This is a genomic window from uncultured Microbacterium sp. (assembly GCF_947488465.1).
Classification (GTDB): domain Bacteria; phylum Actinomycetota; class Actinomycetes; order Actinomycetales; family Microbacteriaceae; genus Microbacterium.
This window is the reverse complement of sequence record NZ_CANKZA010000003.1, coordinates 105,773-127,291: the sequence shown is the minus strand read 5'-3', so window position 1 is coordinate 127,291 and position 21,519 is coordinate 105,773. Positions and strand designations below refer to the sequence as shown.

The window sequence follows — 21,519 nt, the reverse complement described above, 5'->3', positions numbered from 1 at the left end:
TCCCTCGCGCGGTCAGGTGTCGACGCCGAGGTTTCCGTCGTCGCCAGTGATGATCGGCATGCTGCCGGTGATCACCGGGATCGAGGTCGTCATCGTCGGGACCGACGCCGACAGCAGCGTGCCGTCCTCGCGAAGTGACTCGCCGAGGTCCTCGAGCGTCGGACGGCCGTGCAGCACGGGCCCCTGTCCGTGCAGGCGTACCGTGACAGTCTCGCCTCCGCCGACCACGTACGACGCATTCCTGACCATGAAGCTCACCGGCTCGCCCGGCCCGGCGACGACCTCGAGCGCATCGGCGGTCACCGTCACGCGCAACTGCGTCCCCTGCCAGTTCAGCGCGAATGACAGCGAAGGCCAGTCGGCGGGCAACCGCGGGTCGAACGTGAGTTCACCGAAGTGATCGCGCATGCCACCGAAGCCGGACACGAGCGCCGTCCACACGCCACCGGCCGAGGCGACGTGCACGCCGTCCGCGGCATTGTGGTGAAGGTCACCCAGGTCGACGAAGATCGACTGCGCGAAATACTCCAGAGCCAGATCCTGATAGCCCACCTCCGCCGCCAGAATCGACTGCACGACGGCGGACAGCGTCGAGTCGCCCGTCGTGAGCGGGTCGTAGTATTCGAAGTCGGCCAGTTTCTCCTCATCGGTGAAGTGGTTGCCCTGCAGGAACAGCGCGAGCACGACATCGGCCTGCTTGAGCACCTGGTAGCGGTAGATCACGAGCGGGTGGAAGTGCAGCAACAGGGGCCGCTGCTCAGGTGGAGTGTTCTCGAGATCCCAGACTTCCCGCTCGAGGAAGATCGCATCCTGCGGGTGGATGCCGAGGGCATCGCTGTACGGAATATGCATCGCCTCGGCCGCCGACTCCCACCCGTCGGCTTCGGCCTCGCCAAGACCCAGACGGTCGACCATCAGGGCGTACGCCTCGGGCACCGTCTCGGCCATTTCGCGGACGACCCGCGCAGCAAAACGCAGGTTGAAGCGCGCCATCACATTCGTGAACAGATTGTCGTTGACGACCGTCGTGTACTCGTCCGGCCCCGTCACGCCGTGGATGTGGAAGCTCTCCATGTCGCCCGACTCGGAGAAGCGCCAGAATCCGAGCGTCGACCACAGCCGCGCTGTCTCGACGGCGATGTCGACGCCCTCCCGGTGGAGGAAATCGATGTCACCGGTCGCCCGCACGTACTTCGCGAGCGCAAAGCTGACGTCTGCGTTGATGTGGTACTGCGCGGTACCGGCGGCGTAATAGGCCGACGCCTCTTCACCGTTGATCGTGCGCCACGGGAACAGCGCTCCGGCCTCGTTGAGCTGTGCGGCGCGCTTCCGCCCTGCGGGGAGCATGAGGTACCGCATCCGCAGCGCGTTGCGGGCCCACTGCGGCGTCGTGTACATGAGGAACGGCAGCACGTAGATCTCGGTGTCCCAGAAGTAGTGTCCGCTGTAGCCCGAGCCCGACACCCCCTTCGCGGGGACACCTTGCCCATCGGCGCGCGCGGCAGCCTGCGCCAACTGCAAGAGGCACCAGCGCGTCGCCTGCTGGAGGTCATCATGGCCCTGGATGACGATGTCGGATCGGTCCCAGAAGGCCGCCATCCATTCGGTCTGCCGGTCGAACTGCACCTGCGCGCCCTCGGCCGACACCCGGTCCAGTGCCCGGCGTCCGCGGTCGACGAGCTCGCGCCCGGGGACACCGCGCGACGTGTGATAGGCCACGACCTTCGTGACCGTGGTCGGAACACCCGCTTTCGCCTGCACGCGGAAGATGTTCTTGGCGATGTCGGGGTCGATCGAGGTGCGCGCCGAGTAGTCGTTCTCGGTCTCGATGACGTGATCCGCGACGACCGACAGCGTCATCCCGGACGCCGCAACTCGATACGCCAGCGCCGAGCGTTGCCCGTCCTGCCAGTATTCCTCGGAGTGGAGCACCCGCTCATCGATCTTCTCCGCGCGTCGCGGGTCGAACCCTGCCTTCCGGGCGCGACCGGGCGGGGCACCGCCGTAGACATCCTCGCCGTCCTGGCGATTGATCATCTGACAGCTGATCGCGACTGCGGCATCCGCGCCGATCACCGTCACCGAGACGCGCTGCACGGCCAGGTGCTTGTCTTCGAACGAGACCATCCGTTCGAAGTCGATGAGGACGTCTTTGCCGCTCGGTGTCGTCCAGCGCACATGCCGAGTCAAGACGCCCGTGCGCATATCGAGCACGCGCTCGTACTCGCGGACGTCGGCGACATCGAACGACAGCGGTTCGTCGTCGACGTACACCCGCATGATCTTCGCGTCCGGGGCGTTGACGATCGTCTGGCCGACCTCGGCGAACCCATAAGCCTGCTCAGCGTGCCGAATCGGGAACGTCTCGTGGAACCCGTTGATGAACGTGCCGTGCTCGTGCTCGTGGCGGCCCTCGGGCTGGTTTCCGCGGAGTCCGAGGTATCCGTTGCCGACGGAGAAAAGCGTTTCGGTGACGCCGGCGTCGTCGAGGCTGAACCTCTTCTCGACGAGACGCCAGGGGTCGATCGGGAAACGGTCGCGATCCATCACTTCTCCTCCATGAATGCACCGAGGTCGTCCACGACGACGTGTGCGCCGAGGTCGAGGAGCGCCTGCGCGCCCGCGCCACGATCGACGCCGACGACGAGTTGGAAGCCGGCGGCGGATGCCGAGGCCACCCCGGAATGCGCATCTTCGACAGCAGCGCTGCGCGCGGGGTCGACGCCCAGCATCCGTGCACCGGCCGCGAACATGTCCGGTTCGGGCTTGGACCGCAGGCCTTCGCGCGCGGCGACGACGCCGTCCATCACGACCGGGAAGCGGTCGCGGATGCCCGCGACGGTCAGTACCTCTTCGGCATTCTTGGAGCTCGACACGACGCCGATCGGCACGCCGAGGGCGATGAGGCGGTCAACCAGCGCGAGCGATCCCGGATAGGGCGCGATTCCCTCGGTGCGCAGCACACGGGAGAAGACGGCGTTCTTGCGGTTGCCGATGCCGCAGACGGTGTCGGCGGTAGGCTCGTCGGTCGGATCACCCCAGGGCACCTCGACATCGCGAGAGCGCAGCAGGCTGGCAACGCCGTCGTAGCGCTGTTTGCCGTCGAGGTAGCGGAAATAGTCCTCGTCGGTGTACGCCGGCTCGATCCCCCATGCGGAGAACAGCTCGGTGAACATCGTCTGCCAGGCGTGCATGTGCACATCGGCGGTCGGTGTGAGGACCCCATCCAGATCGAACAGGACCCCGTCGTAGGCGGACAGGTCAGGAAGCGTTTCGGCTGTCACCGTCCCAGCGTAGTGCGCCAGCTGTTTCGGATGCATGACGCTTCGCTGAGCGCTGACAGGAGCGGCGGGAGTCAGAGCGCGGCTGCGACCTGCAGCGTCTGTCGGGCGATCTCGAGCTCTTCGTTCGTGGGGACGACCAGCACCGTGACCGGCGAGGCATCCGTCGAAATCGTGCGGATCCCGCGCTCGGACGACGTGTTGCGTTCCGGATCGATCTCGACGCCGGCGAACCCGAACGTCTCGAGCGCGGCGGCACGCACGAGCGGCGAATTCTCGCCGACGCCCGCGGTGAAGGAGATCACGTCTGCACCGCCGAGCTGCGCGAGATAGGCCCCGATGTAGCCGCGGAGCCGGTGGATGTAGACATCGAACGCGAGGGTCGCGTCGGGGTCCCCCGCCGCGCGGCGATCTTCGATATCGCGCATGTCGGAGGCGCCGGCGAGCCCCAGCATCCCGGAGCGCTTGTTGAGGAACGAGTCGACGTCGGCAGCGGTCCAGTGCTCGCGCTGCGCGAGGATCAGGAGCGCCGACGGGTCGATGTCGCCGGAGCGCGTGCCCATCACGAGCCCTTGGAGCGGTGTGAGGCCCATCGAGGTGTCGACCGACCGACCGCCGTCGATCGCGGTGGCCGATGCGCCGTTTCCGAGGTGGAGCACGATCTGCCGGATCGAGCCGAGATCCTTCCCCAGGAAGCGCGCGGCCTCTTCGCTGACGAACTTGTGGCTGGTGCCGTGGAATCCGTAGCGGCGGATGCGGTGCTTCTCGGCGACGGCCTTGTCGATCGCGTAGGTATATGCCGCCGCGGGCATGCTCTGATGGAAGGCCGTGTCGAAGACGGCGACGTGCGGAACGTCGGGGAAGTTCGCGCGGGCTGCCTTGATGCCCTGGAGTGCGCCCGGGTTGTGCAACGGGGCGAGGAGCGAGAGTTCGTCGATGTTGATCTCGACGAGCGGCGTCACGAGCGTGGGCGCGAAGAACCGCGCACCGCCCTGGACGACGCGGTGGCCGACGGCGACGGGAGCGTGTTCTGCGAGCGAGGGTCCGTATGTGGCGAACGCGTCGAGCATCACCCGGAAACCGGTGGTGTGATCGGGGATGGGAAGCTCTCTGGTGTGCTTTTCGTCCCCCACCTTGTGCGTGGCGACGCCGTCGGCGGAGGCGTCGCCGATCCGCTCGACGAGGCCGGACGCCAATGCCCGCTGGGTCTCGACGTCGAGGAGTTGGTACTTGAAGGAGGACGACCCACTGTTGATCACGAGCACGACGGTCATGCGGATGCTGCTCCTTCTGCCTGTGCCTGAATCGCGGTGATCGCGATGGTGTTGACGATGTCTTCGACGAGCGCGCCGCGGGAGAGGTCGTTGATGGGCTTGTTCAGGCCCTGCAGGACGGGCCCCATGGCGACCGCGCCCGCAGAGCGCTGGACGGCCTTGTAGGTGTTGTTTCCGGTGTTCAGATCGGGGAAGACGAACACGGTTGCGCGACCGGCCACCGAAGAATCGGGCATCTTCGCCTTCGCGACGGCGGCGTCGGCCGCAGCGTCGTATTGGATCGGCCCCTCCACGAGCAGCTCCGGCGCGCGCTCGCGGACGAGGGCGGTGGCCTCGCGCACCTTGTCGACATCCTCACCCGAGCCCGACTCCCCCGTCGAGTACGACAGCATGGCCACGCGTGGATCGATGCCGAACTGCGCGGCCGTGGCCGCTGAGGACACCGCGATGTCGGCCAGCTGGCCGGCCGACGGATCGGGGATCACCGCGCAGTCGCCGTAGACCAGCACGCGGTCGGCGAGCGCCATGAGGAACACACTCGAGACGACCGAGGTGCCCGGTTTCGTCTTGATGATCTCGAACGCCGGACGGATGGTGTGCGCGGTCGTGTGGGCCGCACCCGAGACCATGCCGTCGGCGAGGCCCAGATGGACCATCATCGTGCCGAAGTACGACACGTCGGTGACCGTGTCGGCGGCCTTCTCGTAGGTGACGCCCTTGTGTGATCGCAAGAGGGCATACTCCTTCGCGAAGCGGTCGACGGTGGCCGGGTCGAACGGGCTCAGCACGTGCGCCGCGCTGATGTCCAGGCCCAGCTCCACCGCCCGCCCGCGGACCTCGGCCTCGTCGCCGAGGATCGTGAGGTCGGCGATCCCGCGCGCGAGCACGGTCGCCGCGGCCCGGAGGACGCGGTCGTCGCTACCCTCGGGCAGAACGATGCGCTTGCGGCCGGTGCGCGCGCGCTCCAGCAACTGGTACTCGAACATCAGAGGGGTCACCGCACTCGAGTGCGCGAGACCCAGCGCCGTCGTGAGTTCTTCGGTGTCGACGTTCTGCTCGAACAGGGCCAGCGCCGTGTCGTAGCGGCGTTGCGATCCGGCGGCCAACCGGCCCCGGGTGCCCATGACGCGCACAGCGGTGTCGAAGGTGTCGAGGTCGGTCCGGACGATCGGCAACGACGAGTCCAGACCCGCCATGAGCTTCTGCACAGCATCCGGCAACGGGAACGGACCGTTGAGGATGATGCCGGAGATCGACGGGAAGGTGCCGGAGGAGTTCGCGAGCAGGAGGCCCAGGAGCACTTCGGTGCGGTCGGCGGGGACGATGACGATCGCGCCCTCCTGGAGTCGCTCGAGCACGTTGTTCAGCGACATGCCCGCCACGACGACGTCGACGACTTCGCGGGTGAGGAGGGCCTCATCGCCGCGCAGCAGCGTGCCGCCGAGGGTCAGCATGACATCACGGACCGCGGGGGCGACGAGGTAGATGTCCTCGGGGATCGACCAGACGCCGACATCCGACTCCCGCGTGCCGTCCGCGGCGGGAACGTCGGCCACGATGCCGGTGATCTCCGCATTGATGGCGTGCAACTTCACGGGGTCGGCACGGTTGGTGATGACGGCGAAGAGTTCGGCGCGGTGGTGCTGCAGTTCGGTGACGGCTTGCGCGGTGAGCTGACCGAGTTCGTGAGGCGAACGGGGGATCGAGACGCCGAGTCGGTCTCCCTCGCTCGCACGCCCGTTGAGCACGAGCAGCACGGGAGCGCCGAGATTCGCCGCGATGCGGGCGTTGTAGCCGAGTTCGCTCATCGAGCCCACATCGGTGAAGTCGCTGCCGACGATGACGACCGCATCGCATTTGGCTTCGACGGCCTTGTAGCGCTCCACGATGCGCGAGAGCGCGGCATCCGGATCACGGCGCACGTCGTCGTAGGTGACCCCGACGCATTCCTCATAGTCGAGGTCGACGTCGACGTGATCGAGCAGCATCTCGAGCACATAGTCGCGCTCCGCGGTCGAGCGGGCGATGGCCCGGAACACACCGACGCGGGGGGTCACCCGCGTGAGCGCATCGATCACGCCCAAGACGATCGTCGACTTGCCGGAAAGCCCTTCGGCCGAGGTGATGTAGATGCTCTGAGCCACGTGTCCAGCCTATGGTCTGGCCGCACGCCGCGGCCAGGATCCCGTCCGTGCAAAACCCCGCCCCGAGGTCGGGGCCGGAGATGCGCTCGAGGGCATGGGACATGTGGCCCCGCAGACCCCGGGGGAAAAGTAAGACTCTCCGCGAACCCGGCAGAGCCCGGTTACCCTTGCTACGTTTCCGTCCTGGGGGAGTTGGCCTGGGTGCCGTCTCGCGGAGAGCTGACACAAGTCTAGCCGACTCCCAGCCCCGACCCCTCCGCCCGGGCTAGGCTCGTTCGGGGGCCGCATCGTCGCGTCCACCGCCGATCCCCGATCAGCAGGGAGCAGCATGCCGGACGTCACATCCACCGCCACCGCGATGGATGCCGCCCTTTTCGCCGAGTCGACCGATGCGATCGTGACGTCCGTCTCCCGGGTCATCGACGGAAAACCCGCCGCCGTGCGCGCCTCCCTCGTCTGCCTGCTCGCCGAGGGGCACCTCCTCATCGAGGACGTTCCCGGCGTCGGCAAGACGATGCTCGCGCGGGCGCTCGCGGCATCCGTCGAGGCGACGGTCCGCCGCATCCAGTTCACGCCCGACCTGCTTCCCGGCGATGTGACCGGGGTGAGCGTCTACAACCCGGTCGACCGCGAGTTCGAGTTCAAGCAAGGTGCGATCTTCGCGCACATCGTCATCGCCGACGAGATCAACCGCTCGTCACCGAAGACCCAGTCCGCTCTGCTGGAAGCGATGGAAGAGCGCCAGGTCACCGTCGACGGGACGAGCCACGTGCTCCCCGATCCGTTCCTGGTCGTCGCGACCCAGAATCCGCTGGAGATGGAGGGCACCTACGCCCTCCCCGAGGCGCAGCGGGACCGCTTCATGATGCGCATCTCCATGGGATACCCGGACGCGGCTGACGAGGCGCTCATGCTGCGGCAACGCGATGCCGTCAATCCGCTCGATGCGCTCTCCCCCGTCGTCGATGCGCACCAGGTGCGCGCACTCATCGAGTGGGCGCGCACCGTGCACGTCTCCCCCGCCGTCGAGGAATACGCCGTCTCGCTGGCCCGCGCGACGCGCGACCATCCCGACCTGCGGTTGGGTGCAAGCCCCCGCGCGACGCTCCAGCTCGTGCGTGCCGCGAAAGTGTGGGCAGCGCTCGATGGCCGAAACTTCGTGATCCCGGACGATCTCGTCACCCTCCTCCAGCCGGTTTTCGCGCACCGGCTGATCCCGGCGCGGACGTCAGCTGCATCGCGCGGACACAGCGCGGCCGACACCGTCGCCTCAATCGTGCAGTCGATCGCCGGCACGGTGCGCGTACCGCTGGCCACCCGCTGAGCGACCGATGACACGCTGGCCGCTGACAGTCCGGGGCACCGGCGCGGCGTTGCTGAGCCTGCTGTGTTTCGTGCTGGCCCACGAGTTCCGCATCACCGAGCTGATCTACGTCGGTGTGCTGCTGGGCGCCGTCGTCATCGCGAGCATCGCGACACTGCACCTGGTGCGCCGCACCGAGACCGTGGTGCGCTCATTCTCGCCCGGTGTCGCGGCCGTCGGGAGCGACGTCGACGTGCGCGCGCGGGTCGACATCCGCTCGCCGCTCCCGATCGCGCAGGGGCGGTGGAGTGACACTCTTCCCCGGGGAATCACCGGTGGAGCCACGGGGGACTTTCCCGCTGTCGCCTCGGGGATGCGCACGAAGCGGAACGGCGTCGAGATCTCCTACACCGTGCGCGCCGATCGGCGAGGTGTCCGCCGGTTCGGTCCCCTGACGATCACATCGACCGATCCGTTCGGGTTCGCTCGGCGCCGCCACGCCGTCGGCGGCACGGTCACCCTCACCGTCGCGCCGGTCATCGTCGATCTCGGATCCCTCGCCGACCTTCCCGGCGAAGCGGGCGGCAGCATGCACACCGCGACTCACCAGCTCGGGCAGGGCACGGACAATCTCGTCCCCCGGCACTACACGCCCGGCGACTCGATGCGCCGCATCCATTGGCGGGCCAGCGCCCACCGCGACGAGCTCATGGTGCGACAGGAGGAGCAGGAGACCGCGCCGGAAGCGACCGTGGTCTTCGATCGTGCCGTGCGCCGGTGGGACGCCAGTGCCGCCCGGGCTCCGGGCACGGACCCCGGTTTCGAAGCGGCGGTGAGCGCCACCGTGTCGGCGGTCGCACGATTCGTCGCCGAGGGGTACCGGGTGACGGTCCTCGAGGTGGACGGCACCGAACTCTGCGCGCCGATCGACAGCGGTGATACGACCGGGGCCCCGCACTTGGCGATGTCGCTGGCCACGATCGTCACCCACGGGCAGGCCTCGCTCGATGCCGTGGTCCGCCTTTTCGCCTGCACCATGACGGGTCCTCTCGTCCTGGTCACCGGCATCCTCGACGAGACGGATGCCGCACTCCTGGCCCCGCTGGCCCCCCACAGCTCACTGCCGATCCTCCTCGCGGTCGCACCCCAGGGCGCGGCGCTCGCCCGCGCGGCCGACTCCGGGTGGCGCGCGGTGGGCATCGGTCCGCATGAGGATCTGACGCAGGCGTGGCGGTTCGCCGTCGATCGGGGGACCAGTCGTGTCGGCGGCTGACGCGCGCTCGACCGCACGCCCCGGCGGACTGCGCGTGACGATCGCGCTGTGGCTGGCACTGCAGGCCATGGTCATTCCGCTGTTCTCGGTGATCGCGCCAGGCCTATGGGTCGCGGGCGCGCTCGCACTGCCGGCCCTTCTGCTGATGGTCGGATACCTGCTCCGACGCCGACGCCTACCGGCCGTGGCGGTCAGTGCGGTGGAACTGGCTGTCTGGGTCGCCGTCATCACGCTCGTGGGCTTCCCCTCGCAATCGCTCCTCGGCGTCATTCCCACGGGGGGTGTTTTCGATGCGGCGCGGCTGCTGGTGCAATCGGCGTCGAACGAGATTCTCCTGGGAGCTGCGCCGCTGCCGGCGAGCGCCGGCGTGAACTTCCTCGTGGTGGCCTCGATCGGCCTGCTGACGATCGCCCTGGACCACGTCGTTCTCACCGCGCGAATGCCGCTGCTGGCCGGGATCGCCCTCGTCGCCGTGTGGCTCGTGCCCGCGATCGCCGTCCCGTCCGGTGTCGATGTCATCGCCTTCGCTGTCCTGGCGGCATCCTTGCTGTTCTTGATCCGCGCCGAGACCCGCACCCGCGAGAGGGTCTCGACCGGCGGCGGTGCCGCGGGCGTCACCCCGGTCGCCATCGCGATCGGGGCGGTCGCGATCGTGGCCGCGCTCGTCGCAGCGCCCGCGCTCCCTCCCCCGCCGGTGACTGCCGCCGGAGGGGGGCTGGTCGCGAGCATCGATGCCAGTCTCGACCTCGGCGACGATCTGCGGCAGCGCTCGGATGTGCCGGTGCTGTCGACCTACAGTGACGCGCCCACGCCACCGTATCTGCGCGTGGCGACACTCTCGGTCTTCGACGGCGAGGTGTGGATGCCGGATCGCCTCCGCTCGGTGCCCCTCGAGGAAGCGCCCCTCGCTCCCGTCACGGTCGATGAGGGCATCCGCCTGACCGAATACCGCACGTTCGTCTCGATCGATCAGCTGTCGTCGGCGTATCTCCCCGTCCCCTTCCCGACGGTCGGGGTGAGCGGTCTCGACGGGCTGTGGAGGTCGGTCCCCTACAACCGGACCATCCAGACCGGCGAAAGCAACGCGCAGGGCCAGCAGTACGAAATCGTCACCCATCTCCCCCGCCCGAGCCTCGAACAGATCCGCGCCGCCGAGACGGAGATCGCCGAGTCCCGCGTCGATCTCCAGTCGCTCCCGGAGGGCGCACCGCCGATCGTGAGCGAGCTCGCGGCGCACGTGACCGCCGGCGCGACGACCGACTACGACCACCTGATCGCCCTGCAGGACTGGTTCCGTGGCCCCGAGTTCACCTATTCGCTGACGGCTCCCGTCGCCGACGGATTCGATGGAAGCAGCGCCGACGCGGTCGCCGAGTTCCTCGAGCAGAAGGAGGGCTACTGCGTGCACTTTGCCGGCGCCTTCGCCCTCATGGCCCGCTCGCTCGGGATGCCCACGCGCATCGCCGTCGGATTCTTGCCCGGGGCCTTCACCGGTGAATCGGTCGACGGCATGCGCGTTGCCGAGGCCTCGACTGCGCAACTGCACGCCTGGCCCGAGGTCTACTTCTCCGGGATCGGCTGGGTGCAGTTCGAGCCGACCAAGAGTCTCGGCACCCAGACGCGCTTCGTCCCCGCCGCCTCGGCGCCCACCGACGAGGGCGGCACAGATGTCGGCGCTCCGACCCCGACCCCGACCGCCACACCGAGCTCGACGGCTGCCCCGAACGTCGCCGACCGCGACGCGGACACGCAGGCCGGTGCGATCACGGCGCGCGCGTTCGATCCGCGGCCGGCCGCGACGGTCATCGGCATCGTGCTGATCGTGCTGCTGGCGCCCGCGGCCGCCGGCGCGTTGCGGCGCGGAGTGCTCCTGCGCCGCGCACGCAGCGGCACTGTCACCGCCGCGTGGCGGTACGTGCAGGATGCCGCGATCGACCTCGGCGTGGACGTCACCACATCCGAGACCCCGCGCGCGTTCGGGTCACGGCTCGTCTCGGTCGCGGGTGCCCCGCCGCAGGAAACGCGACGACTCGTCGCGGCCGTCGAGCACGCCAGCTACGCACCCTCCCCGTCGGCCAGCGCGGGCGACATCGGCAGGGATGCCGCGACGGTGCGCGCGGGTCTGCGCACGGCGACCTCGGGACGGACGCGCCTCATCGCAACTCTGCTGCCTCGCTCACTCGTCGTTCGGCCCGGGTCGGCGTTCGCCGAACGGGTGGCGAGTGTGCCGGCATCCGCCCGCTGACCGGACACGACGAAGCCCCGCCCCCGTGAACGGGAGCGGGGCTTCTCGGTGCGCTCAGACGCGCGCCGGCTCCGCGGAGGGCGATGCCGGGGCGTCGTCCACCTCGTCGTCCGAGTCGTCGGCGAACGGCTCGCCGTCGCGCGGGGCGTTGTAGAGCGTCTCGTCGAGGATTCCCTCACGCTTGGCGACGATCGTGGGGACCAGGGCTTGCCCCGCGACGTTGACCGCGGTGCGGCCCATGTCGAGGATCGGATCGATCGCGAGGAGCAGACCCACGCCCTCGAGCGGCAGGCCGAGCGTCGACAGGGTCAGAGTGAGCATGACCGTCGCGCCGGTCGTTCCCGCCGTGGCGGCCGAGCCGACGACCGACACCAGCACGATCAGGAGGTAGGAGATGATGTTGAGCTCGACGCCGAAGAACTGGGCGACGAAGATCGCGGCGATTGCCGGGTAGATGGCGGCGCAGCCATCCATCTTCGTCGTTGCGCCGAGCGGCACGGCGAAGGACGCGTACTCCCGGGGTACGCCGAGGTTGCGCTCGGTGACCCGCTGCGTCAGCGGCAACGTCCCGATCGACGAACGCGAGACGAACGCGAGCTGCACCGCCGGCCAGACGCCCGAGAAGTACTGGCGGATCGACAGCCCGTTGGCCTTGATCAGAATCGGGTACACGACGAACAACACGAGCAACAGTCCGACGTAGACGGCGACGACGAACCAGACGAGCGTGAGCAACTTGTCGGTGCCGTACGAGACGACCGCCGCCCCGATGAGGCCGAGGGTACCGATCGGCGCGATCCGGATGATCCACCAGAGCACCCGCTGGACGACCTTCAGAAGTGACTCGGTGACCGAGACGAACGGCTCGGCACGCGTGCCGAGCTTGAGTGCCGCGATGCCGACGGCGACGGAGACGACGATGACCTGCAGGACGTTGAAGCCCACGCTGGAGGTGACGGCGCCGGTGGCTGCGTCGGCAGAGCTCGACACCGACAGGCCGAGGACGTTCTGCGGGATGAGTCCCTTGAGGAAGTTCCACCACGTCCCCACGGCGTAGGGGTCGCCAGTGGTGAGGTCGCTGTGATCGACACGATTGCCCGGCTGGATCGTCACACCGAGGACGATGCCGATCGTCACGGCGATGAGCGCCGTGATCCCGAACCACAGCAGGGTCTGGCCCGCCAGGCGAGCGGCGTTCGTGACGCGGCGCAGCTGGGTGATGCTCGCGACGATCGCGAGGAAGACAAGCGGAATGACGGCAGCCTTCAGGAGCGTGACGTAGCCGTTCCCGATCGTCGACAGGGTCGCGGTGAGACCGTTCGGGTTACCTTCGGCATCCGGTCCGAGGTTCAGCGCCAGCACCCCCAGCAGGATGCCGAAGATCAACGCGAGGGTGATCTGGAATCCGAACGAGCGATAGAAGGGCTTCTTTTTGCGCGCGGTCGCGCCGGTCGGGGTGGAACTCACGTGTATCTCCTGGGGAAACGGCGGATGCCGGGTGATGCGTTGCTGCCGGCCGCTGGGGACGGCCGCGATCGACGCTACAGCGCGCGCCGGAAAGCGGGGCAGTGCGTGACGTGGCGTGACAACGACGACGATGCCGTCAGCATTCCCCGGCGACGCGAAAAAGCCCCGACCGCGAGGTCGGGGCCTTTTCTGTGGCGGAAGTGACAGGATTTGAACCTGCGAGACGAGTTACCCCGCCTACATGGATTCCAGCCATGCTCCTTAGGCCGCTCGGACACACTTCCAAGGGACGATCCTACCTCAGGTCGGCGCGCGCTCCTCGCCCGTGCTCCGGGATCGGGAGTTCGCGCGTGCGGTCCCAGGGCTCCGTCCAGCCGAGCCGGGTGAACAATCCGTCGAGCAGCAGAGCGGTGAACCCCCACACCAGGTGGACGCCGGTCGGATGGTCGACGACGAACCCCGGGCCCCGCCATTCCTGCCCCTCGCGCCGGATGACGGTGACGCCGCGGTGCGCGGGATCGAGGAGATCGGCGACGGGAGCCCGGAAGACGGCAGCGGATTCAGCCTGATCGACCGCGTGTACCGCGGAGGGTTGCCGCCACCATCCCAGCACGGGCGTCACGACGTGACCGGAATATTCGAGGGGCACCGGGTCGAGCGTGCCGAGGACATCGACCCCGGCGAGATCCAGTCCCGTCTCTTCTCGGGCCTCGCGCAGCGCTGCGCCGACCGGGCCGTTGTCTTCGGGGTCCAACCGACCCCCGGGAAAGGCGACTTGCCCCGGGTGCGAGCGCAGGGTCGTGGCGCGCGCAAGGAGGAGCACATCAAGATCACGGGAGACCGCGGAGGCCACATGATCGCTCGGGAGGTCGTCGAGGACACCGAACAGGATGAGCACGGCCGCGGCGCGCGGATCTGCCGGCATCGGGAACCCGCGCGTGTCGCCGATCGGGCCACCCTCGGCCGCGATTCTCTCGAGGTGTGCGCGTGCGGTCGGGGGTGAAACGGAAGCAGCGGGCACCCTCTCAGGCTACGCCCGCAGATCAGCCCCCGGCCCGTTCCGGCCACTACCGTGGAGAGGTGGCCCTTTCTTCTCGCACCGCTGTCCGCCCGCCCCGCCCGACGATCGAGTGGGAGGTGGTCGCTACGGCCGAGCTGAGCCCGGAGCTCGTGCGGGTCACCCTCGGCGGGCCCGGGTTTGCCGAGTTCGAGGACCGGCCCGAGACGGACAAGTACGTGAAGCTGAAGTTCACCGGCGCCGACGCGGTGCCGGTGACCCGCACGTACACGGTGCGCCGCGTGGACCACCAGGCCCGCACCCTCGACATCGACTTCGTCGTGCACGGCGACGAGGGGCTTGCGGGGCTCTGGGCGGCCGGCGCACGCCCGGGCGACCGCATCAGCCTGATGGGACCGGGCGGCGGATATCGCCCCGATCCTGAGGCGGATTGGCATCTGTTCCTCGGTGACCTGTCGGCGCTTCCGGCGATCGCCGCGGCGCTGGCAGCACTGCCGACGGATGCCGTGGGTCACGCGTTCGTGGAGGTCTCCTCCGACGCGGCGATCATCCCGGTCGGGGCCCCGGCGGGCGTGGAGATCGAGTGGGTGGTCGACCCCACCCACGAGGCCGAGGCGCTGGCCTCGGTTCTCGCTCAGTTCGACTGGCCCGCCGGTGTCGTGCAGGTGTTCGCCCACGGTGAGCGCGAGTCGATGAAGGCACTGCGCCGCGTCTTGTTCGACCAGCGCGGGCTCGACCGCGGCCAGGTCTCGCTCTCGGGCTACTGGGCGCGCGGCCGCACGGAAGACCGCTTCCAGGCGGAAAAGCGCGAACCGATCGGGCAGATCCTCTGACAGCTCCTGTGGCTCGTGCCGGTCAGGCCGCGAGTCGCCAAGGTCTTCCCGGTGGCGGGTCGAACGCCCACCTCAGCGGTGATTTCGATCGCAACTCGATCGGCGGCGTCTGTTCGCCCGACGGCGGATGCAGGATGAAGCGGCCATTTCCCTCGCGGGTGATCTTCCACCCCGTCAGGTGAAGGTGCAGGTGATGGTACATGCACAGCAGGATGCCTCTGTCGACGTCCGTGCGCCCCTCGTCGGCCTCCCAGTGGTCGATGTGGTGCGCCTCGCAGTACACGGGAGGTCGATCGCACCCCGGCCAGAGGCATCCTCCGTCGCGGGTCGCAAGCGCAATGCGCTGAGCCGGGGTGAACAGCCGATGCTCACGTCCCACGTCGAGCGGATTTCCGGACGCGTCGACAGTCACGGGCACGATGCCGGTCTCGCAGATCGTTCGATCCAGCACCGATCCGGGGAACGTCGCATCGCCGTGATCCGTGTGCGCGACCGCGAGCAGCCGCCCGAAGAGATCTCGGCGTGGTTCGCCCTCGTCCCGAATGCTCACCAGCCGCACACCCGCCTGCCGGGCGCCGAACACATCTTTCGCTTCGGCCACGGCTCCGACCCGCACGAGGTCGGTCAACAGGTCGTACGCCAGTTGCTCGTTCGTCCGCGGGTCGTCGGCGAGCTCGCGCGCCGTGGCACGCTCTTCATCCGTCATAAACCGAGGTTCCCCGCGTCGTGGGCGCAGCGCCGCGTCCAACACCGACTGCCAGAACTCGGCCGCGAGGTCGTCGAACACGAAGTGCCCGTGCCGTCGCCCGTCCCCGTCGATGCGTATCCGAAACGAACGCGCCTCGTAGTGATCGGCCCAGCGCGCTTCGGCGCCGATCGGATCGATTGCGTCGCGCACCGCACGTGCCGACGCGAAAAGGTCCTCCACGGTGCAGGTGGCGGCCTCATCGATTAGTTGCACCACTGCCACGCGCCACACCTCCACCACGTCGCCTTCGGCGCGCCCGTCGATCGCGGGTGGCTCGCCGAGCCCGCGTCGGATGACGTCGACCTGAGCGCGCGTTACGGTCCCGACGAGAAGCGCGGCGCCCAGCGGCTCGTGCCAGTGCACCGGCCACTCTGACTCCGATGCAGGCCGGTCGGCTGACCGAGCCACGTCGGCCAGCGCCTGCCCGACCTTGACGACCCGCGTAGCCTCGGCGCGCGAGACACCAGTGATCTCCTGCACCATCTGCACAGGGGTGCGGAACCCGCCGACCTGCGCCAGCCCCGCGTGGCCGGTGTCGCGCCGTGAACGCTGCGCGATGACTCCCGCGAGCACCGCTTCGAGCTTCTGCACCTCGCGCGCGAGATCGGCGACGACGCCGAACGCCGCGCGGACAGAGTCGTCGCTGAGAGCACCGGCGCCGGTGGCCAGCACTCCTACCTCGCAATCGAGCTCGGAGAACTGCGTCAGGCGGTCGACGCCTTCGCGGAGATCTCCGAGGAATGTCATAGCTTGATTATCACACTTTCGAACGTATGTATCAATAGCCGAGGTGCAGATTTATCGAACAGATCTTCCAGAGGTCAGAATAGGCACATGCCCCGCCGCATTCTGCGCCTCCGCATCAGCATCGACACCAATCCCGAGATCTGGCGCCTCATCGAGGTCGATGCCGCGCTCGCCCTCGCCGATCTCCACGACGTGATCCAAATCGCCTTCGGATGGCGGGACACTCACCTGCACGAATTCGCCGAGCATGACCCTGAGGCTCGTAGCATGCCGCTCGTCGGCCGCGCATCGCGCCTCTGGCGTCTTCCGCATCCCGACGACATGCACGACGAGTGGTTCGAGATGCTCGACGAGTCGGATCATGCGATCGGCGATGTCATCGACTCCCTCGCGGGCCCTTTGCGGTACCACTACGACTTCGGGGACAGCTGGTGGCACCGCATCGATCTGATCGAGGACATCGAGGACGACCCAGGTGCGCCCCCGGCGATCGTCATCCGCGGAGAGCGGCGCGGGCCTCTCGACGATTCCGGTGGGCCCTTCGGATACGACGAGTTGCTCGGCGTCCTCGCCGAGCCCGGTCATCCCGACCGGGTACACCTGGCCGCGTGGGCGGATGGCGCCGCCGGCCCCTGGCGGCAGTTCGACCCCACGACGTTCGACGTCGAGCACGTGAACCGCGAGCTGGCCCTACGGTTCGACCGCACCTCGAGCGGGATCCCCCTGAATTCCGCGCTTGCGGACTTCCTCGGCCGCGTGCCGCCGCCGGTTGCACGTGACATCCGCGGTGCACTGTCGGGCATCACCGCCGCCACCGAGACCGAAACGCCCCACACGCCGCTGGGCACACTGCTCGACCTCGCCCACGATCCCGGTCTCGAGTTGACGGATGCCGGATGGCTGCGCCCCGCGCTCGTCGAGCGGATCATGGCCGAAACCGGCTGGTCGAAGGACTGGATCGGCAAGGGAAATCGCGAGGACCTCACCGCCCCCGTGGCGGTGCTCCGCGAAAGTGCGATGCGATTGAAGCTCCTGCGCAAGCTCAAGGGGCGCCTACTCCTGACCCGCGCGGGCAACGCCGCACGTAAAAGCCCCAGGGCGCTCCGCCGCGCGGTGGCGGCATCGGTCACGACGCTCGGCCGGGCGCCGGTCGAACGAGATGCCACGATCTTGCTGCTCATCGAGATCCTGCGCGCAACACCACACGCCGTCCGCGGCACGCGCGTCGCGGAGGGTCTCGAGATTCTGGGCTACCTCACGCACTCGGGCGGCCCGATCGACGCCGACACCGTGCGATGGGTTCTCGACGACCTGCGCGCGCTCCTCGACGCGGCCGGTATCGACCCGGTCGATGCAGCGTTCGCGCAGGAGGCGCTCTTCACGCCCCGCTAGGCAGCGCCGAGCCCGAAATACCGATCGAAGTACTCGGTCAGCCGGGCGATCACGGTCCGCCGCTTCTCGAGGTGCCCGCCACCCTGCGCAAACCGCGAGACGGGCGGCAGAATTTCGGCAATCGCGGTGCCGCTCGAGCGCAGCACCCCGTCGCGCATCGCGATCCGCATGAACCCACGCGTCAGGTCGGGACGAAGACCTTCCGACGCGATGATTCGATCGCGACGGGGTCGTAGGCGCGGGGCATAGCGTCAGTCATGTGCGGTATGCGTCTCTCCGGTGCCGGATGCTGAGGACGTGAATGGTGATGCGGTGGTCGTCGACCGTATAGATCACGCGATACTCGCCGCGTCGCGCCGACCACATCCCGTCGAGCGGTGCGCGCAGGGCTTTGCCTACGCGGTGGGGATTCTCGGCTAGCGCCCCGAAGATGAACTCCACAACTGCGGCGGCGATCTTCTCGGGGAGGTCGCGCTCGAGAGCGCGATGTGCGGGCGGCGCTAACGTGACCTCGTATCGACTCAAGCTGAGAGCCTGCGCTTCACGGCAGCGCGCACCTCGGCTTCGGAAAACGATTCGCCGCGAGCGAGCGACTCTTGCGCCTCGCGCAGGTCGGCCATGGCCTCTGAATCGCTCAGCACGTCCAGAGTGTCCAGCAGCGCGTCGTAGTCGTCAGCGCCCATCAGGACAGCAACGCGGTCACCGTTGCGGGTCACGTCGAAGCGTTCATGCGTGCTTGCGGCGGATTCGACGAGCTTCGAAAACTGTGCCCGAGCGTCAGCGACGGAGAGTGTGCTCATGTACAGAATTCTAGCCAACCGAGCCGGGCGGCGTCGACCCTTCGTCAGGAATCACGAGGCCTCCTGCTGGTTGAGGTAGGCCGTCAGGTTCTCGGAGATGAACCGGCAAAACAGCATGCCGAGCACGTAGCCCGTGTGCGATCGGGCGTCACTGTCGACCGTATCGCGCACCCGCGACACCACCTCGCCGGGCGGCGGTTCTCTCGCTACGCGCCGATCCCCAGCATCCGCTCGCTGCGGTTCCAGAGGTCCCGCGCGAGATGCTCATCGTCCGCGAGCGGCGACGTCTTGGCGACCTTGTTCTTCGCGTAGTACTCCCCGGGCATCCAGTCGACGCCCGGTGTTCCGAGCGCGAGCCAGGCGAGGCGTCCGCCACCGACCTCGGTGCCGGTAAGGAGCCGGCTCACGAGCGGATTCGTGTACATCCAGCGCCACATTCCGGTCGAGGCCGAAGCGAAGCTCGACGCGATCACGCCCGGATGGAACGCGACGGCGGACAGTCCCTGGGCGCCGAAGCGACGCTGCAGTTCTTTCGTGAACAACACATTCGCGAGTTTCGCGTTGCCGTAGGCCGCGCTGGCCGAATAGTCGCGCTCGCCCTGCAGGTCGTCGATGTCGAAACGCGAGAAGCGCTGCGCGGCGGCGCTGGACGTCTGAATCACCGACGCACGACTCTCGATCAGCCGCTCGGTAAGCAGCTGGGTGAGCAGGAACGGCGCGAGATGGTCGACCTGGAAGGTCAGCTCGAATCCATCGGTCGTGACGGTACGGTCACCGAAGATCCCGCCGGCGTTGTTCGCCAACACGTCGATCCGCGGGTAGCGCTCGAGGAGGGTCGCGGCGAGCGAGCGCACCTGCGCGAGGTCGGCGAAATCGGCCACGTGCGCGTCGGCGCCGATGCTCTCGGCGACGGCGCGGGTCTTGCCGGGATCGCGCCCGACGACGACGACGCGCGCTCCCGCTGCGTGCAGTTGCCGCGCTGCGGCCGCACCGATGCCGTCGCTCGCACCGGTGATGACGATCGTGCGCGTCATGCCTGAAGAGCCTGGGCGATCGGGGTCGCACCTTCGTTGAATCGGATGGTGCGGCGGATCGTCGCGGGTTCGGCGAGGGATGCCGCGATCACCGCGGCGACGTCGGCGCGTGACACCGAGCCAGACTCTGCCGCGTCGACGTCGATCGCGCCGGTCGGCTCGTCGAGCGTGAGCGCGGACGGCGCGAGGATCGTCCAGTCCAGCCCACTCGAGCGCAAGTGCGCGTCGGCGGCGGCCTTCGCTTCGGCATAGGCGAAGAACGCGGTGCCCGGATCGACACCGTGGTCGGGGCCCGCACCGAAGTACGACACCATCAGGTACCGCGCGACGCCGGTGGCAGCGGCCGCGTCGATCGAGCGGATGGCGGCATCCCGATCGACCGCGTAGGTGCGTTCGGGGGCTCCCCCGCCGGCGCCGGCCGACCAGATGACGACGTTGTTGCCGCTCACGAGGTTCGTGAACTGATCGAGGTCGAAGGTCTCGATGTCGGCGACGAGTGGTGTCGCGCCGGTCGCCGCGACCTCGGCCGCGTGATCCGGGTTGCGGATCACCGCCGTCACGTGATGATCGGCCTCGGCCAGAAGCGGCTCCAGGAGGAGTGCGACCTTTCCGTGACCGCCGATGAGCAGGATGTGGGCCATGGGTGGCTCCTTCCGTCCCTTCGAGACTACGTGGTGCACGGATGCCGGGACCCGCCGCCGCCTCCCGCACCTACGATCGAAGGATGACCGGCTCTTCTCTCGTCTTCGTCGCCAACTCGGGCGACAGCAGCATCAGCACGTTCCGTCTGCGCGACGGCGCCCTCGAGCGGCTCGCCGTCACTGGCGGCGTGACCGGCTGCTCGAACTTCGCGGTCGATGTCGAGCGTGCGCTCATCCACGCGTCGGTCAAGGCCGACGGCACCAGCGGCGAGTCCGGCATCCTGACCCTGTCGTTCGACCGGGAGACCGGTGAGCTGACCCCGCTCTCGCGCCGGGATCTCCCGCAGGGCGCCATGAACTATCTGACACTCACACGCGGCGGCACGGCACTGCTGGGCGCCGCCTACGGCGCCGGATACGGATTCATCGCCCCCGTGACCGACGGCGTCGTGGGAGAGCCGACCGCGCAGATCACGTTCCCGAATCTGCATTCGGTCATCACGAGCGCCGACGGCCGGTTCGCCTACTTCGTCTCGCTCGGCGACGATCTGATCGCGCAGTACGCGATTACCGACGATCTGACACTCGACCCGCTTTCGCCCGCGACGGTCGCGGCCCCGACCGGCTCCGGCGCACGTCACATCGTTCTGAACCGCACGGAGGATGCCGCCTACGTCCTCACCGAATACTCCGGCGAGGTGCTGCACTTCTCGCGCGACACGGATGCCGGCACCCTCGCCGCGGTGGGTGCGGCCAGCGCTGTGGATCCCACCGCGGGCCTCACGCACAGCCGCTTCGGCGCCGACCCGCGCGCCGAGCACCTCATCTGGGGCGCCGACCTGCACTTCAGTGGCGACGACGTGGTCTGGGCCTCCGAGCGCAGTGCATCGACGCTCGCGCCGGTAGCGGTCGCCCCCGACGGTTCACTCGCCGATGCGCAGACATTCGTCGTGACCGAGACCCAGCCGCGCGGCTTCGCCGTCAGCCCCGATGGCGCGTGGCTCGTCGCCGCGGGCGAGCAGTCGACCGACGTGTCGCTCTACGCGGTATCCGGCGCGAGCCTCGACCTGCGCCAGCGCGCCGAGACTGGTCGCGGGGCGAACTGGGTGCGCTTCGCCTGAGGTCTACTCGTCGGAGCCGGCGAAGACCGCGCGCAGCGCGAAGAAGACGATGACGGCGACGACGAGCACCACCAGCGCCTTGAAGAAGAAGGCGAGCACGCTGAACAGCACGTTCACGAGCACCCACGCGATGACGATGGCGACGATGACGCCGACGATGGTCCAGAGGCTGCTTTTGTTCACGCATCCAGCCTAAGC

Annotated in this window: 19 protein-coding genes, 1 tRNA gene and 1 other RNA gene; 6 read left to right on the top strand and 15 right to left on the bottom strand. The window is 68.5% G+C overall.

The window, feature by feature from the left end; all coding sequences use genetic code 11:
- Positions 1-12: 12 nt before the first annotated feature.
- From Q0653_RS08240 to ffs, 5 genes are all read right to left on the bottom strand, one after another.
- Positions 13-2,547: a glycosyl hydrolase family 65 protein gene (locus Q0653_RS08240; protein WP_298944104.1), complete on the bottom strand. Its 2,535-nt coding sequence runs from the start codon at positions 2,545-2,547 to the stop codon at positions 13-15.
- The gene (locus Q0653_RS08235) at positions 2,547-3,284 is read right to left on the bottom strand and encodes an HAD-IA family hydrolase (RefSeq protein WP_298744719.1); all 738 of its coding nucleotides are present in this window, start codon (positions 3,282-3,284) and stop codon (positions 2,547-2,549) included. The genes Q0653_RS08240 and Q0653_RS08235 overlap by 1 nt, the downstream gene beginning before the upstream one ends.
- A 71-nt stretch (positions 3,285-3,355) precedes the next feature.
- Positions 3,356-4,555: an acetate kinase gene (locus Q0653_RS08230; RefSeq protein WP_298944102.1), complete on the bottom strand. Its 1,200-nt coding sequence runs from the start codon at positions 4,553-4,555 to the stop codon at positions 3,356-3,358.
- The gene (gene pta, locus Q0653_RS08225) at positions 4,552-6,699 is read right to left on the bottom strand and encodes a phosphate acetyltransferase (RefSeq protein WP_298944100.1); all 2,148 of its coding nucleotides are present in this window, start codon (positions 6,697-6,699) and stop codon (positions 4,552-4,554) included. Before pta ends, Q0653_RS08230 begins: the two co-directional genes overlap by 4 nt.
- Before the next feature lie 127 nt (positions 6,700-6,826).
- Positions 6,827-6,923: signal recognition particle sRNA small type (gene ffs / locus Q0653_RS08220), an RNA gene on the bottom strand.
- A 104-nt stretch (positions 6,924-7,027) separates the two neighbouring features.
- On the opposite strand from ffs, the gene Q0653_RS08215 reads away from it, so the two are divergent.
- The 3 genes from Q0653_RS08215 to Q0653_RS08205 are packed head-to-tail and all read left to right on the top strand — an operon-like array spanning position 7,028 to position 11,520.
- Positions 7,028-8,023 carry a MoxR family ATPase gene (locus tag Q0653_RS08215; protein WP_298944098.1) on the top strand — a complete coding sequence of 332 codons (996 nt, stop codon included), beginning with the start codon at positions 7,028-7,030 and terminating at the stop codon, positions 8,021-8,023.
- Positions 8,024-8,030: 7 nt separating this feature from the next.
- Positions 8,031-9,275, top strand: a complete 1,245-nt coding sequence (locus tag Q0653_RS08210) for a DUF58 domain-containing protein (RefSeq protein ID WP_298944096.1) — start codon at positions 8,031-8,033, stop codon at positions 9,273-9,275.
- Entirely contained in the window at positions 9,262-11,520 is a 2,259-nt protein-coding gene (locus Q0653_RS08205) for a DUF3488 and transglutaminase-like domain-containing protein (RefSeq protein ID WP_298944094.1), read from the top strand. The genes Q0653_RS08210 and Q0653_RS08205 overlap by 14 nt, the downstream gene beginning before the upstream one ends.
- A gap of 54 nt (positions 11,521-11,574) precedes the next feature.
- Here Q0653_RS08205 and Q0653_RS08200 read toward each other — a convergent pair whose 3' ends face one another.
- The 3 genes from Q0653_RS08200 to Q0653_RS08190 form a co-directional block, all read right to left on the bottom strand.
- On the bottom strand, positions 11,575-12,987 hold the full coding sequence (locus Q0653_RS08200) for a dicarboxylate/amino acid:cation symporter (RefSeq protein ID WP_298944093.1): 1,413 nt from the start codon (positions 12,985-12,987) through the stop codon (positions 11,575-11,577).
- 192 nt (positions 12,988-13,179) lie between these two features.
- A tRNA-Ser gene (locus Q0653_RS08195) sits at positions 13,180-13,271 on the bottom strand.
- Positions 13,272-13,282: 11 nt separating this feature from the next.
- Positions 13,283-13,912, bottom strand: a complete 630-nt coding sequence (locus tag Q0653_RS08190; RefSeq protein ID WP_298944383.1) for a CoA pyrophosphatase — start codon at positions 13,910-13,912, stop codon at positions 13,283-13,285.
- A 155-nt stretch (positions 13,913-14,067) separates the two neighbouring features.
- Here Q0653_RS08190 and Q0653_RS08185 point away from each other — a divergent pair, with 155 nt between their 5' ends.
- Positions 14,068-14,838: a siderophore-interacting protein gene (locus Q0653_RS08185; protein ID WP_298944091.1), complete on the top strand. Its 771-nt coding sequence runs from the start codon at positions 14,068-14,070 to the stop codon at positions 14,836-14,838.
- A 22-nt stretch (positions 14,839-14,860) separates the two neighbouring features.
- Here Q0653_RS08185 and Q0653_RS08180 read toward each other — a convergent pair whose 3' ends face one another.
- Positions 14,861-16,333: an HNH endonuclease signature motif containing protein gene (locus Q0653_RS08180; RefSeq protein WP_298944089.1), complete on the bottom strand. Its 1,473-nt coding sequence runs from the start codon at positions 16,331-16,333 to the stop codon at positions 14,861-14,863.
- Between the two features lie 87 nt (positions 16,334-16,420).
- Here Q0653_RS08180 and Q0653_RS08175 point away from each other — a divergent pair, with 87 nt between their 5' ends.
- The gene (locus Q0653_RS08175) at positions 16,421-17,725 is read left to right on the top strand and encodes a plasmid pRiA4b ORF-3 family protein (RefSeq protein ID WP_298744735.1); all 1,305 of its coding nucleotides are present in this window, start codon (positions 16,421-16,423) and stop codon (positions 17,723-17,725) included.
- On the opposite strand, the gene Q0653_RS08170 is transcribed toward Q0653_RS08175, so the two are convergent.
- The 5 genes from Q0653_RS08170 to Q0653_RS08150 form a co-directional block, all read right to left on the bottom strand.
- A complete protein-coding gene (locus Q0653_RS08170; RefSeq protein WP_298944086.1) occupies positions 17,722-17,895 on the bottom strand; it encodes a hypothetical protein in 174 nt (57 codons plus the stop codon). The genes Q0653_RS08175 and Q0653_RS08170 overlap by 4 nt on opposite strands.
- A gap of 85 nt (positions 17,896-17,980) precedes the next feature.
- On the bottom strand, positions 17,981-18,250 hold the full coding sequence (locus Q0653_RS08165) for a type II toxin-antitoxin system RelE/ParE family toxin (protein WP_298744739.1): 270 nt from the start codon (positions 18,248-18,250) through the stop codon (positions 17,981-17,983).
- The gene (locus Q0653_RS08160; protein WP_298744741.1) at positions 18,247-18,525 is read right to left on the bottom strand and encodes a type II toxin-antitoxin system Phd/YefM family antitoxin; all 279 of its coding nucleotides are present in this window, start codon (positions 18,523-18,525) and stop codon (positions 18,247-18,249) included. The genes Q0653_RS08165 and Q0653_RS08160 overlap by 4 nt, the downstream gene beginning before the upstream one ends.
- Before the next feature lie 206 nt (positions 18,526-18,731).
- The gene (locus Q0653_RS08155; protein WP_298944083.1) at positions 18,732-19,559 is read right to left on the bottom strand and encodes an SDR family NAD(P)-dependent oxidoreductase; all 828 of its coding nucleotides are present in this window, start codon (positions 19,557-19,559) and stop codon (positions 18,732-18,734) included.
- Positions 19,556-20,200, bottom strand: coding sequence for an NAD(P)H-binding protein (locus tag Q0653_RS08150; RefSeq protein WP_298944081.1), 645 nt, complete (start codon positions 20,198-20,200; stop codon positions 19,556-19,558). The genes Q0653_RS08155 and Q0653_RS08150 overlap by 4 nt, the downstream gene beginning before the upstream one ends.
- 83 nt (positions 20,201-20,283) lie before the next feature.
- On the opposite strand from Q0653_RS08150, the gene Q0653_RS08145 reads away from it, so the two are divergent.
- Positions 20,284-21,321, top strand: a complete 1,038-nt coding sequence (locus Q0653_RS08145) for a beta-propeller fold lactonase family protein (protein WP_298944079.1) — start codon at positions 20,284-20,286, stop codon at positions 21,319-21,321.
- Between the two features lie 3 nt (positions 21,322-21,324).
- On the opposite strand, the gene Q0653_RS08140 is transcribed toward Q0653_RS08145, so the two are convergent.
- Entirely contained in the window at positions 21,325-21,504 is a 180-nt protein-coding gene (locus Q0653_RS08140; RefSeq protein WP_298744749.1) for a hypothetical protein, read from the bottom strand.
- Positions 21,505-21,519 lie beyond the last annotated feature (15 nt).